Genomic DNA, 14,038 nt, shown 5'->3' with positions numbered 1-14,038 from the left:
CCACATGGCAAGCCGTTTTTCATTGCGATCCACGCAAGCTGGACTTCAATGGTCAACCCAGATCGGTCTGCCAGCGCAGGGCAATCCGATGCTCCTTGCTCTCCTCGCCGGGCTTCGGTTGCGCATGGCAATCCATGCCGATGCCTGCCGCATAGAGGATCTGCTCCTGCGCAAAAACCAGCGGCAGATACGGACGTTCCCATGCCGGGATGTCCATGTTCTGGAAATGATATTTGAGACTCTTGGCGGGACGATTCCACGCCAGCCGGATGCGTTCGCCACCGCTGCGCAAACACACGGACAGGGATTGCTCGCGCAACCACGCCGCGTCGAAACCGACTTCACTGACGTCGAAAAACAGGCTGCCGGAAAACTGTGGAAAATGCAGCTTGTCTTCACCGCGCCAGATGAATGGTTGCGGCCCGGTGTTTTCGTCGAACGGCGGACGGCGCGGCGTCAGGAAAACGCGGTCGCGATAGCGCCGCACGTGGCAATCAGGGTGTGTCACGCACAACTGCGCATCGTATTTCGCATCGATCAGCTGCGTGCGCAACTCGAATAGCCAGGCCGACGACGGCATGCGCAATCCACGCAGGCCGAGCCAGTAGCGCAACAGATTGTCGATGCGTTCGGGATCAAGCCGCCGCAATGCCGACACATTGAGATATTCACCTTCCAGGCAAGCGGCAAGATCCTGACTTGCCAACACCGTCAGCAGTCGCTGCGCCGCTTGCGCATGTCCCGCTGCGCGTGCAAAACGCTCCTGGAAGCCGGGAAAGAATTCCGCCAATACCGGCATCACTTTATGACGCAAGGCATTGCGTGCATAACGCGTGTCGCTGTTGGATTCATCCTCGACGAACGGCACCTGTTCCTGCTGCGCGTATTGCTCCAGCTCTCCGCGTGCTGCGCCGAGCAAGGGGCGCGCCATCAGCAGACCGGCGTCGCCGAGCAATTCCGCCGCCTTGTTGGCGCTGTCCATGCCCGAAATACCGGCCACGCCGGAGCCGCGCAGCATTTGCAGCAGCACGGTTTCAGCCTGGTCGTCAAGATGATGCGCGGTCAGCAGCAGGCCGGCGCCGTGCTCCCGGCACAGTTGCCCGAGCGCCTGGTAACGCGCCACGCGCGCCGCTTCTTCCACGCCGCTCTTGTCCTTTATCGCCAGCGTGACATTGCGCGTATCGAACTCTGCGCCGGCACGTTCGGATTGCGCGCGGCAATGCGCCTGCCATTGATCGGCATTGGCGCTGATGCCGTGATGGATGTGGAAAGCGAACAGGCGCACGCCCTGCTCACGCGCGAACGCGGCGGCAAGATGCAGCAGCACCGACGAATCGAGTCCGCCGCTGTAGGCCACCGCAATGACGGGAAACACGTCGGCCAGCGTGCGATCATTGTCGACGCGATGCGGGCTGCTCAACGCTTCAATGGCCTGGGAGAATTGTTCTTGCAACGTGAGGACGGCGCCTGAAGCGGACATAATGATTTCCTGCGCGCGAGTAGTGAGTAATGACGCGAATGATGAAACGAAATTCAGCGCCGATGACGGCACCTGCAGCGGGCATCGCGACGCTAAAGAAACGACGCCGGCAACAGGTTTATTCCTGCGTATTCAATTCCTTGAACTTGCCGTAGCTCATCAGCTTTTCATGACGCGCAGCCATCAGTTCCTTGGTCTTGACGCCCTGGAATTGACGCAGCGTATCGGCCAGCGCGCGCTTGAGCAGCGAGGCCATCTGTTTCGGATCGCGATGGGCGCCGCCCAGCGGTTCGTTGACGATCTTGTCGATCAGGCCCATGGCCTTGAGTCGGTGCGCGGTCAGGCCCAGCGCTTCGGCGGCGTCGGACGCTCGGTCGGCGGTCTTCCACAGGATCGAGGCGCAGCCTTCCGGCGAGATCACAGAATAAGTCGCGTATTGCAGCATCAGCACCGAGTCGCCCACGGCGATCGCCAGTGCGCCGCCGGAGCCGCCTTCGCCGATGATGGTGGCGATCAGCGGAACCTTGAGTTCGGCCATGACGTAGAGATTGTGGCCGATCGCTTCGGATTGGCCGCGCTCTTCCGCGTCAATGCCGGGGAATGCGCCCGGCGTGTCGACAAAAGTAAAGATGGGTAAATTGAATTTTTCGGCGACTTTCATCAGGCGCATGGCCTTGCGATAGCCTTCCGGTGCGCAGTGCGCGTTCCTTGGTGTCGCGGCCCTTCTGATGGCCGATCACCATGCAGGCCTGGCCGTTGAAGCGCGCCAGACCACCGACGATGGACAGGTCGTCCGCATAGGTGCGGTCTCCGTGCAGCTCGTGGAAGTCGGTGAAGATTTCATTCACATAGTCCATGGTGTACGGACGTTGCGGATGACGGGCGATTTGCGACACTTGCCATGGCGTGAGCTTGGCGTAGATATCCTTGGTGAGTTGCTGGCTCTTCTTGACCAGGCGCTCGATCTCTTCCGAGATATCAACTGCCGAGTCGTCTTGCACAAAGCGCAACTCTTCGATTTTGGCGTCCAGCTCGGCGATTGCCTGCTCGAAACCCAGAAATGTCGTTGTCGACTTGCTCATCGTATTCCTTTACGCATTTTCATGAACAGGCGCGAGTATAACAGCCCGCATGCCTTCTATTCGCATTGCCGCCTCGGCAACATTGGTCGCAGGCGGCAATTTTTTCAACCTTCAGGAGGCAGCGCCATCCAGGCTGCGCCACAGATACCAAGTGGCGACGGTGCGCCACGGCTCCCAGTTCGCGGCGACTTCGCGCGCATCGCTGCGCGATACCGGTTCGCCCGAAAAATAACTGTCGCTGATGCCCTTGAGCAACCCCGGATCGTCCAGGGGAAGCACATTCGGCCGCAGCAGATTAAATATCAAAAACATCTCGGCTGTCCAGCGGCCGATCCCGCGGATCTGCAACATCTCGGCAATGACGTCTTCATCTTCCATCTCCGCCCATTTGTCGGGATGAACGGTCTTGGCCTTGAAGTGATTGGCGAGGTCGAGAATGTACTCGGCCTTGCGTTTGGACAGCCCGCAGGCGACAAGATTCTCCGGGCCGGCCTTGATGACCTGGGCCGGCATGCATTTCGGACATGCTTCGAGGAAACGTTGCCAGACGGCCTGTGCGCTCTTGGTGGAAATCTGCTGGCCGATGATGGAACGCGCCAGCGTGGTGAACGCATCGCCGCGGCCGGTCAGTTGCAGGTCGCCGAATTGCGGGATGAGCTTGCGCATGATGCGGTCGCGCTTCATCAGCTCGGCCTTGGCCTCTTCCCAGTAGGCCGGCACGATCAGGCTGGGATCGACGTCGCTGGCTTTTCGGTTGGTATTCAAATCACGCTCTCCGCCATTCGGTCAGCCCACCCGGCTTGTCTTCCAGGATGATGCCGGCCTCGGTCAGTTCGGCCCGGATGCGGTCGGCTTCGGCAAAGTTCTTGCCGGCCTTGGCGGCCTTGCGGGCAGCGATCAAGGCCTCGATCTCGGCTTCGCCCAGGCCCTCCGCAGCCGCCACGCCGCCCTTGAGGTACTCGCCCGGCTCACGCTGCAACAGGCCCAGGATGCCGGCCAGCGCCTTCAACTGGCGCGCCTGCACGGGTGAACGGCTGCGGTTGACCTCATTGGCCAGTTCGAACAGCACCGCGATGGCCACCGGCGTATTGAAGTCATCATTGAGCGCATCGGCCAGGCGCACGGCGTGGGCCTCGTCGGCCACCAGGCCGCCGGCTTGCGGCGGCACGTCCTTCAAGGCCGTGTACAGGCGGGTCAGCGCCTGGCGGGCGTCGTCCAGGTGCGCATCGGAATAATTGAGCGGACTGCGGTAGTGGGCGCGCAGGATGAAGAAGCGCAGCACTTCCGGGTCATACTTCTTGAGCACATCGCGGATGGTGAAAAAATTTCCCAGCGACTTCGACATCTTTTCATTGTCGACACGGATGAAACCGTTGTGCATCCAATAATTGACGAAGGCGTGCTGGTGCGCGCCTTCCGATTGGGCGATTTCGTTTTCGTGATGAGGAAATTGCAAGTCCTGCCCGCCGCCATGGATGTCGAAATGATCACCCAGCAAGTCGCTCGCCATGGCCGAGCATTCGATATGCCAGCCCGGCCGTCCCTTGCCCCATGGAGAATCCCATTTGACTTCGCCCGGTTCGCTTTCCTTGGCAGCTTTCCACAGGACGAAGTCGAGCGGATCGCGCTTGCCGGTGTTGACGTCGACGCGCTCGCCGGCGCGCAGGTCGTCGAGCGACTTGCCCGACAATTTGCCGTAGCCGGGGAAATCGCGCACCGAATAATTGACGTCGCCGTCGCTGCCCTGGTAGGCCAGGCCGTTGGCCTGGAGCTTGCTGATCAAATCCAGCATCTGCGGCACATAGGCGGTGGCGCGCGGCTCATGGTCGGGTTTCTGCACGCCGAGAGCGGCGGAATCCTCGTCCATGGCGTCGATGAAACGCTGCGTCAGCTGGCCGATCGACTCGCGGTTTTCGATGGCGCGCTGGATGATCTTGTCGTCGATGTCGGTGATGTTGCGCACATAAGTCACCTCGAAACCCGTGGCGCGCAACCAGCGCTGCACCATGTCGAACACCACCATCACGCGCGCGTGGCCGAGATGGCAATAGTCGTAGACGGTCATGCCGCAGACGTAGAGGCGGACCTTGCCCGGTTCGATTGGGGAAAAAGCCTGCTTATCACGCGCCAGCGTGTTATAGATTTTCAGAGTGCTCATGAATGGGAATATCGGTTCCGGCAATGGTTCGTGTGGTGTTTCAGTGCTGAGCAAGAGGCGCGGGGTGCCATCTGCCAGCACGTTTTCAGTGCGTCCGCGCTTGTTGTTTTATAGCGGTCTACAACATGAATACAACACGATTGCCAAAACCCTTTTTATAGTGCTTCTTTGATAAAATGCGTCTTTTCGTTCGAGTATAGCATTGATGAAAACCATGCCTCTTGCATCCCCGCACACTTATCGCAATGCATTGCGTGGCATTTTGAGCAAGACCGTTATTCTATCCGGCCTGATCGCTGCAATCTACTCGGTGCAGGCCAGCGAAGTTTCGGACATCAGCAAACTCATGCGCAACGGCCAGTACGCCGACGCCCTGGTCAAGACCGACGCGGTCCTCGCCAAGCATCCGCGCGACGCCCAGATGCGCTTCGTCAAGGGCCTGATCCTGGCGGAACAGAACAAGTCCGCCGAAGCCATCGCCATCTTCAGCAAACTGACCGAAGACTTCCCCGACCTGCCCGAGCCGTACAACAACCTGGCCGTGCTATACGCCGCCAATGGTCAATATGACAAGGCGCGCACCACGCTCGACATGGCCATCCGCACCAACCCCACCTATGCCACCGCGCTGGAAAATCTCGGCGACATTTACGCCAAGCTGGCCAGCCAGGCATACGACAAGGCGCTGCAGATCGACCCCGGCAGCAATGTGCCGCAACCGAAACTGACGCTGGTGCGCACGCTGTCGGGCAACATCACCGGCGGGACCATCCCGAAACTGGCGAGCGCAAATACCGCCAGCAACAAGCCGTCGACGCCTGCCGCGCCGGTCGTGCCCCCCACTACCACTACCACTACCACTACCACTCCCACCCCGACGCCGGCTCCGGAAATCAAGCCGAAGCCGGAACCGAAACCGGAACCGAAGCCAGAACCTGCCGCGCCGGTCGAAAAACCGAAGCCGGTAGAAAAACCGGTTGAGAAGCCGACGCCGAAGCCTGCTGAAAAGCCCGCCGACAAACCAGTCGGGAAGCCTGTTGAAAAACCGGCCGAGAAGCCAAGCAAGGCCGACAAGGCTGCGGAAAAGGCCGACAAGGCCAGCGCCAAGGCAGCCGAATCCGCACGTGAAGAAAAAGACAAGACCGCCGTCCTGGCGGCTGTCAACAACTGGGCCAAGGCTTGGAGCGACCTGGACGTGAAGTCTTATCTGGCAGCATACGGCAGCGATTTCCAGACGCCGAAGGGCGAAACGCGCAAGGAATGGGCTGACGAGCGCCGCGCCCGCATCGAGGAAAAAGGCCATATCACCGTCAAGGTCGAGGCGCCGCAAATCGCCATCAAGAACGACACCGCAACGGTCCGCTTCCGTCAGATATATAATTCGAACCGTCTGACAGTTAACAGCCGCAAGACACTGATCCTGACCAAACAGGGCAACAAATGGCTGATCAAACAGGAGCGCTCGGGAGGCTGATGGTTCGTTTTGCCGCAAATACGCGCAAGGGATTGCCCTTGTTGTCAGTCCTTGGTCGACTGATGCTGAGTTGCCTGGCCTGCGTGCCGGTCGCAACCAGTGTCGCCTCCTCTTCCGCCATTCCGCCGCAGACCCTGCAATCGGAAATCCGCAAGCCGGATCCCGAGGCTTTGCTGATCGAGATCTACAAGGACCTGGGCAACAACCGCCTGCAGGAAGCGCAAGCCAAGGCCGATGCGCTGGTGGCGGCGTATCCGCATTTCCGCCTCGGCCATCTGGTGCGCGGCGATCTGCTGATGATGCACGCGCGTCCGGTCAAGGGCTTCGGCGCCATGGCCGATGCGCCGGCCGACAAGCTCAAGGATTTGCGCGCTGAAGCCATGGTGCGCATCAAATCGCTGCAGGAACGCCCCAATCCCAACCTGATTCCCAAGCCGGTGCTGCAAGTCGGCGACGACCAGAAGAACGTGCTGGTGGTCGACACCAGCCGTTCGCGCCTGTACGTCTACGAGAACCAGGGCGGCGAGCTGAAATTCCAGACCGACTTCTACATTTCCCAGGGCCGCTTCGGCGCCAACAAGTCCAAGTCCGGCGACCAGCGCACGCCTATTGGCGTGTACTACGTCAACAACCGTATTCCCGGCCCCAAGCTGCCCGACTTCTACGGCACCGGCGCGCTGCCGCTCAACTATCCCAATGAATGGGACAAGCGCAACGGCCGCAGCGGTTCCGGCATCTGGCTGCACGGCACCCCGTCCGACAATTTCAGCCGCCCGCCGCTGTCTTCCGACGGCTGTGTGGTGTTGGCCAATCCCGACCTGCAAAGCCTGTATTCCACCGCCGAAGTCGGCAAGACCGTGGTCGTGATCAGCGACGGCATCCAGTTCGTCAACAAGGCTGAATGGGACAAGGATCGCGGCTCGGCCGGCAAATTCATGGACCAATGGCAGCAAGACATGGAAGCCACCGACGCCGACAAGGTGCTGGCTAATTACTCGCCGGCCTTCCGCTCCAACTTGGGCGAAAGCCTCAGCACGTGGTTCAGCCGCCAGCAAAAAAGCCTGAACGGCGCTCGTCCTTCCAGTGTCAAAGTGCGGGATCTCAGCTTGTATCGCTACCCCGGCAAGGATGAACTGATCGTCAGTACTTTCACCCAGGAAACTGCCGTCGGCAAGAACAAGAATGCGATCCGCAAGCGCCAATACTGGCAAAAAGAAGGATCGCGATGGAAGATCGTCTACGAAGGCGCAGCCTGAGCGAATCCGGTCTTCCCGCCCGCGTTGAGCAGTCTATTTCAGCCGTCTGTTTTCAGACGTTATCAAGCAAGGAAATCTCTTCATGATTCAAGCCCTGTCCCGCCGCAAGCTGCTGCAATGCATCGCCGCGATTTCCCTGTCCGGCGCCGCCGTGATGGCACACGCCGCCGACGCGCCGCGCGTGCTGCTCAAAACCAGCATGGGCGACATCACACTGGAACTCGATGCCGACAAGGCGCCGGTCACCGTGGCCAACTTCCTGCAATACGTCAAGAAGGGTCAGTACAACGGCACCATCTTCCATCGCGTGATCAAGGGTTTCATGATCCAGGGCGGCGGCTTCGACAAGGACATGCGCGAAAAGCCGACTGATGCGCCGATCAGGAATGAAGCCAGGAACGGCCTGAAAAACGATGCGTATACCATCGCCATGGCGCGCACTTCGAATCCGCATTCGGCCGCTGCCCAGTTCTTCATCAACGTCAACAACAACCAGCCGCTGGATTACCCCAGCCGCGACGGTTGGGGTTACGCAGTGTTCGGCAAGGTCGTGCAAGGCGCGGACGTGGTCGACAAGATCAAGCAGGTCCGCACCGGCAGCAGCGGCATGTACGACGACGTGCCGGTCACGCCGGTGGTGATCCAGTCGGCGACGCTGGTCAAGTAAGTCGCCGCCGGCTGCGGCACGCATTACCGTATAATTTTTCGCATCATTTCATTTTTCACGCAAAGGAATTCTCATGGCTGTTCTCTTCACTACCAACCACGGCACCTTCACAGTCGAACTGGAGGCTGAAAAAGCGCCGAAGACGGTTGAAAACTTTCTGGCCTACGTCAATTCCGGTCACTACAGCGGCACCATTTTCCATCGCGTGATCGATGGCTTCATGATCCAGGGCGGCGGTTTCGAACCGGGCATGAAGCAAAAGCCGACCAACGATCCAGTTGAAAACGAAGCCAAGAACGGCCTCAAGAACGAGCCGTACACCCTGGCCATGGCGCGTACATCGGCGCCGCATTCGGCGTCGGCCCAGTTCTTCGTGAACGTCAAGAACAACAGCTTCCTCGACTTTCCGGGCCAGGACGGCTGGGGCTATTGCGTATTCGGCAAGGTCACCGAAGGCACTGACGTGATCGACAAGATCAAGAACGTCAAGACCACCCGCTCGGGCATGTTCGCCGATGTGCCGGTCGAAGACGTGGTGATCGAAAAGGCTGAAGTGGTCTGATCGTCTGCATCAATCTTCAGCGATGACCGACACTTCATCCATACAAGAAGCGCAACCCCGGGCGGTTGCGCTTTTTATTTCCGACCTGCATCTGCAGGCCGCGCTGCCGCGCACGACGCAGGCTTTCTTCGATTTCCTGACTGAGCACGCTGCGTTCGCGCAGCAGCTTTACCTGCTCGGCGATATCTTCGAATACTGGGCCGGCGACGACGATCTGGAAACGCCCTACAACCGCGCCATCGCCAATGCCTTGCGTCAGTTGGGTGAACGCGGCGTGCAACTGTTCTGGATTGCCGGCAACCGCGATTTCCTGGTCGGATCGGCTTTCGCCGAAGCCGCCGGGCTGACCATCCTTGATGATCCGCATGTGATCCATCTGGCCGGACGCGATATCGCGCTGGCGCATGGCGACGCGCAATGCACCGACGACACGGCTTACATGGCGTTTCGTGCGCAAGTGCGGCAACCTGCGTGGCAACAGCAATTCCTGGCCATGCCTCTGGCTCAGCGCAAGGCCATCATCGAAGGCGTGCGCCAGAACAGCAAGGACGCCAACAAGGAAAAATCCAACGAGATCATGGACGTCAACGCCGACGCCATCGCTGCGCTGTATGACAGCACCGGCACGCAAGTGCTGATCCACGGCCACACGCATCGTCCCGCCCTGCATGCCGTGGAAGCAAACGGACAGAAGCGTCTTCGCTACGTGCTGCCCGACTGGGAGTACGACGTCGAAGTCGCACGCGGCGGCTGGATCAGCCTGACGGCCGATGGCGCGCTGCACCGGCATGATGTGAACGGCGACGAGATCGCCTGAGCGAAAGCCAAGACGAACCACGCAGCCGGTCTGATACCGGCTGCGCCCCTCCTCCTCAGTCGACCAGCCGGTTCAGCTGCGCGGCGTCGAATTGTCCGGCCTCTTCCAGGCGTCGACACCCTATCCCCGCTCCCTGCAAGGCGGCCAGCATCACCTGGAGCTGCTGCTCCTGCGCCGCCACCTGGTTGATGAGCCCGTGCAAGGCCTTCGACAGCGGATCATCGCCGTTGGGCATCACGCCATAGGCCGCAAACAGCCGCGCAGCCGCCTGATCAGGCTCTGCCGAGACGGTGTTGCGTTCGATGATGCGCGCCGGGTTACCCACCGCTGTCGTTCCAGCCGGCACTTCCTTGACCACGACGGCATTGGACCCGACCTTGGCGCCGTCGCCGACGGTGAAGCCGCCCAGTACTTGCGCACCGGCGCCGATGATGACGCCGCGCCCCAGTGTCGGATGGCGTTTGGCGCCCTTGTTGAGCGACGTCCCGCCGAGCGTGACGCCTTGGTAAATCGTACAGTCGTCGCCGATTTCCGCCGTTTCGCCGATCACCACGCCGAAGCCGTGATCGATGAAAACCCGACGGCCGATGGTGGCGCCCGGATGGATTTCGATGCCGGTGAACCAGCGCGCCAGCTGCGAAATGAAACGTCCCAGCCACTTCAGGCCGAGCACCCAGCATTTGTTCGCGACACGATGCAACACCACTGCGTGCAGACCCGGGTAACAGGTCAGGACTTCCCAAGCGTTGCGCGCTGCAGGATCGCGTTCGATGATGCTGGAGATGTCTTCTCGGAGTCGGCTGAACATAATGTCGGTGTCAATGCGGAATGTGCAATCTTAATCGTTTACCGCCAGTCTTGCCGAACAGGCATCGGCTTTCCTGGCGTCAATAAAGGAATCGCACGGAGAAAATACAGAGGAAGAATCGCCTGCCGAGGATCCCGGCAGGCAGCCCGAATTACTTGGGCAGACGCTGCCGGCGGGCTTCATACAGACAGACGCCGGAAGCGACGGAGACGTTCAGGCTCTCGACCGAGCCGAACATGGGAATGCTAACCAGAATATCGCAGGTCTCGCGCGTCAAGCGGCGCATGCCTTCGCCTTCCGAACCCATGACCAGCGCGGTCGGTCCGGAGAAATCACCTGCGTACAAATCCTTGTCGGCATCGTCGGCCATGCCGATCAGCCAGACGCCGCGGTCCTTGAGGTCGCGCATGGTGCGCGCCAGGTTGGTCACGGTGATGTAGGGCACGGTATCGGACGCACCGCTGGACACCTTCATGGCCGTGGCATTCAAGCCCACGGCGCGATCCTTGGGAGCGATCACGGCGTGCGCGCCGGCGCCGTCGGCCACGCGCAGGCAGGCGCCCAGGTTGTGCGGATCGGTGATGCCGTCGAGGATCAGCAGCAATGGCGGACCTTCGACGACGTCGAGCAGTTCGTCCAGATTGCGTGCCAGAGACAGTTCGCCGGCCTTGGCCACCACCCCCTGGTGACGGCGCGTGCCGACGATGTTGGACAGGCGCTGGTCGTCCGCCTGGATGATGCGCACGCCGGCCGCCTTCGCCGCATGCAGCAGATCGCGCATGCGGGCGTCGTTGCGATCCGCGTCGACATACAGTTCTTCCACCGACGACGCCTCGTGACGAATCCGCGAGGTGACGGCGTGGAAACCAAAAATCATTTTACTTTTCATGTGCTCTACTTCTTGCCTTATCTTGCCAAATTGCTGATTGCTTTATTTACCTGAATTACCGGGGTTGCCTGACTCGGGATCAGCGCTTTTTCTTGCTGGGACGGGAAAAACCTTTCGCCGGACGCTTGCGCTCCGACTCGGCCGCACCCTTTGCAGTACCCGTGCGTGCAGCCGTCTTGCCTTTGGCCTTCGCCGGAGGTGCTGCGACTTCGGGAGCCGCCTTCCTGGCGCCACCGGCTTTGGCGTTGGCGCCACCCTTGCCGCGCGCCTGCTGGGCGCTTTCAGCACGACGCGCCTCGTTCTTGAGAATGGTGCGAATGCCCGGCTCGGTCACCAGGCGCAAGTCAATCTTGCGCGCATCGAGATCGACGCGGCTGACCTGCACCGTCACGCGATCGGTGAGCTGATAACGGATGCCGGTGCGCTCGCCGCGCAATTCATGGCGCGCTTCATCATACTGGAAGTAATCGGCGCCCAGCTCGGTGACGTGCACCATGCCTTCGATGTACAGCGCATCCAGTTGCACGAAGATGCCGAAAGTGGCGACGCCGGAAATCGTACCGGTGAATTCCTCGCCCAGCTTGTCGCGGATGAAGTAGCACTTGAGCCATGCTTCGACGTCGCGCGACGCTTCGTCGGCACGGCGCTCGTTGGCGGAACAGTGAATGCCGAGGGCTTCCCAGATGGCGACGCTGCTTTCCGATTTCTTCTTGCCGTTGGCGCGATCCACTGCCTGCGCCTTGCGCGCGGCCGGCGACAGCATGGTGTTGAGCACGCTGGTGTCGAGTCCCTTGGGCTCGTAGCGCTTGCCCAGCAAAATCGCCTTGATGGCGCGATGCGTCAGCAAGTCGGGATAGCGGCGGATCGGGCTGGTGAAGTGGGCGTAGGACTCATACGACAGACCGAAGTGGCCGATGTTTTCCGGGCTGTAGACGGCTTGCTGCATGGAGCGCAGCAGCATGGTCTGGACCAGCAAGGCATCGGGACGCGCCTTGATCTTCGGCATCAGTTCGGCGTAATCGGACGCGCTCGGCTTGTCGCCGCCGTTGAGATTGAGGCCGATCTGCTTGAGGAAGGTGCGCAGTTGCGTGAGCTTTTCCTTGGTCGGTCCCGCGTGGACGCGGTACAGGCCGGGATGTTCATGACGCTGCAGCAAATCGGCGGCGCAGACGTTGGCCGCCAGCATGCATTCTTCGATCAGGCGGTGCGCGTCGTTGCGTGTGCGCGGCAGGATCTTTTCGATCTTGCCGGCGGCGTTGCAGACGATATAGGTTTCGGTGGTTTCGAAGTCGATCGCCCCGCGCGCATGCCGTGCCTGCAGCAAGGCCTGGAACACTTCATACAGATGCAGCAGATGCGGCACTACGCCGGCGCGCTTGGCGGCTTCCGGTCCCTTGGTGTTGGCCAGCACGGCCGCGACTTCGGTGTAGGTCAGGCGTGCGGCCGAATGGATCACTGCAGGATAGAACTGGTACGCCTTGATCTCGCCCTTGGCCGTGATGACGGCATCGCACACGAGCGTGAGGCGATCAACGTCGGGGTTCAGCGAGCATAAGCCGTTCGACAGTTTCTCCGGCAGCATCGGGATCACGCGGCGCGGGAAATACACCGAGGTGCTGCGCTCCAGCGCATCGACGTCGAGCGCATCGTTGGGCTTCACATAGTGACTGACGTCGGCGATCGCGACGATCAGGCGGTAACCGTTGGAACGGCCGATCTTGACCGGTTCGCAATACACGGCATCGTCGAAGTCGCGCGCGTCTTCGCCGTCGATGGTGACCAGCGGCACGTCGCGCAAGTCGACGCGGTCGTCGAGATCGGCGGCGCGGACTTCACTCGGCAGTTTCGACGCCAGCTTCTTGGCGGCGTCGGAGAACTCATGCGGAACGCCGTATTTGCGCACGGCGATTTCGATTTCCATGCCCGGATCGTCGATGTCGCCGAGGATTTCAGCGATCTTGCCGACCGGTTGCGTATAGCGCGAAGGCTGCTCGGTCAGTTCAACGCTGACCACCTGGCCGGCCTTGGCCTTGCCGGGCGAGCCGGCGAGGATCACGTCCTGGCCGATGCGCTTGTCTTCGGGAGCCACCACCCAGACGCCGTTCTCGTTGAGCAGACGGCCGATGACGTGGGTATTGGCGCGCGACACCACTTCGACGATCGTCCCTTCCGGACGGCCGCGGCGATCGGTGCCGATGATGCGGGCCTGGACGCGGTCGCCGTGCAAGACCTTCTGCATTTCTTTCTCGGGAAGGAAGATGTCGGCGCTGCCGTCTTCCGGCAACAGGAAACCGAAACCGTCACGATGGCTGCTGACGCGGCCTTCGATAAAACTGTCGGAATGGGTGAGCTGGTAATTGCCGGAACGGTCGGCCTTGATCTGGCCATCACGCTCCATCGCGTTCAGCCGGCGCGTCAGGCCATCCATTTCTTCAGGTTTGACACTGAGCGCGGCGGCCAGTGTCATCGTGTTTTGCGCGCCGGAAGAGGTGCGCAGGATGCCGAGAATTTCCTCACGGCTGGGGATGGAATAGGGAAATTGGCTCAAAAGTATATTCGCGTAAATTGTTATTCGTCAGCAGCACCGGGAGAATTGCACGATTGCACGAATTTCCTGATGCGCTGTTGGAATACCGTCGTCCGGGCAGGTGGCACGGTGCAACATGCCCTAGTGTAACGGAGGTTGCGGTTATTTACCTAACGCGAGGCGGCGAAAGGCTACCGCGCCGAATGTCCCGGCAAATAATTCCGGCATACGCTCCCAAGTGATTGACATCCACGAAAATTGCGCTATAATCTCGTTCTTTCGCTTTTACAGCGTGAAGCCCACGTGGCGGAATTGGTA

General features: G+C 60.6%; 11 protein-coding genes and 1 pseudogene. 5 read left to right on the top strand and 7 right to left on the bottom strand.

What is annotated here, in order from left to right:
- Positions 1-52: 52 nt before the first annotated feature.
- From tilS to cysS, 4 genes and pseudogenes are all read right to left on the bottom strand, one after another.
- Positions 53-1,480 (bottom strand): tRNA lysidine(34) synthetase TilS, encoded by a 1,428-nt coding sequence (tilS, locus tag HLUSI_RS0116400; RefSeq protein ID WP_016835005.1) that lies wholly within the window; start codon positions 1,478-1,480, stop codon positions 53-55.
- Positions 1,481-1,598: 118 nt separating this feature from the next.
- Positions 1,599-2,562: pseudogene (locus tag HLUSI_RS29070) on the bottom strand (acetyl-CoA carboxylase carboxyltransferase subunit alpha).
- A gap of 111 nt (positions 2,563-2,673) precedes the next feature.
- Positions 2,674-3,327 (bottom strand): DNA-3-methyladenine glycosylase family protein, encoded by a 654-nt coding sequence (locus HLUSI_RS0116390; RefSeq protein WP_016835004.1) that lies wholly within the window; start codon positions 3,325-3,327, stop codon positions 2,674-2,676.
- 1 nt (position 3,328) lies between these two features.
- Complete coding sequence (cysS, locus tag HLUSI_RS0116385) at positions 3,329-4,720, bottom strand: cysteine--tRNA ligase (RefSeq protein WP_016835003.1); 1,392 nt, start codon at positions 4,718-4,720, stop codon at positions 3,329-3,331.
- Between the two features lie 214 nt (positions 4,721-4,934).
- Between cysS and HLUSI_RS0116380 the strand changes: the two genes are divergently transcribed.
- From HLUSI_RS0116380 to HLUSI_RS0116360, 5 genes are all read left to right on the top strand, one after another.
- Positions 4,935-6,194 (top strand): nuclear transport factor 2 family protein, encoded by a 1,260-nt coding sequence (locus HLUSI_RS0116380; RefSeq protein WP_029363616.1) that lies wholly within the window; start codon positions 4,935-4,937, stop codon positions 6,192-6,194.
- Positions 6,194-7,450, top strand: a complete 1,257-nt coding sequence (locus tag HLUSI_RS0116375; protein WP_016835001.1) for a L,D-transpeptidase family protein — start codon at positions 6,194-6,196, stop codon at positions 7,448-7,450. Before HLUSI_RS0116380 ends, HLUSI_RS0116375 begins: the two co-directional genes overlap by 1 nt.
- Before the next feature lie 82 nt (positions 7,451-7,532).
- Positions 7,533-8,117 (top strand): peptidylprolyl isomerase, encoded by a 585-nt coding sequence (locus tag HLUSI_RS0116370; protein ID WP_016835000.1) that lies wholly within the window; start codon positions 7,533-7,535, stop codon positions 8,115-8,117.
- 73 nt (positions 8,118-8,190) lie between these two features.
- On the top strand, positions 8,191-8,679 hold the full coding sequence (locus HLUSI_RS0116365; RefSeq protein ID WP_016834999.1) for a peptidylprolyl isomerase: 489 nt from the start codon (positions 8,191-8,193) through the stop codon (positions 8,677-8,679).
- Positions 8,680-8,701: 22 nt separating this feature from the next.
- Positions 8,702-9,496 (top strand): UDP-2,3-diacylglucosamine diphosphatase, encoded by a 795-nt coding sequence (locus HLUSI_RS0116360; protein WP_016834998.1) that lies wholly within the window; start codon positions 8,702-8,704, stop codon positions 9,494-9,496.
- 55 nt (positions 9,497-9,551) lie between these two features.
- Here the strand turns inward: HLUSI_RS0116360 and cysE are convergent, their stop codons facing one another.
- From cysE to rnr, 3 genes are all read right to left on the bottom strand, one after another.
- Entirely contained in the window at positions 9,552-10,304 is a 753-nt protein-coding gene (gene cysE, locus HLUSI_RS0116355) for a serine O-acetyltransferase (RefSeq protein WP_016834997.1), read from the bottom strand.
- Positions 10,305-10,455: 151 nt separating this feature from the next.
- Positions 10,456-11,193 (bottom strand): 23S rRNA (guanosine(2251)-2'-O)-methyltransferase RlmB, encoded by a 738-nt coding sequence (rlmB, locus tag HLUSI_RS0116350; RefSeq protein WP_029363614.1) that lies wholly within the window; start codon positions 11,191-11,193, stop codon positions 10,456-10,458.
- Between the two features lie 79 nt (positions 11,194-11,272).
- Positions 11,273-13,741, bottom strand: a complete 2,469-nt coding sequence (rnr, locus tag HLUSI_RS0116345; protein ID WP_016834995.1) for a ribonuclease R — start codon at positions 13,739-13,741, stop codon at positions 11,273-11,275.
- Positions 13,742-14,038 lie beyond the last annotated feature (297 nt).

It is taken from the genome of Herbaspirillum lusitanum P6-12 (assembly GCF_000256565.1).
GTDB classification, from domain to species: domain Bacteria; phylum Pseudomonadota; class Gammaproteobacteria; order Burkholderiales; family Burkholderiaceae_D; genus Herbaspirillum; species Herbaspirillum lusitanum.
Note: the sequence above shows the minus strand (reverse complement) of the source record. Positions and strands in the feature narration are given on the sequence as shown.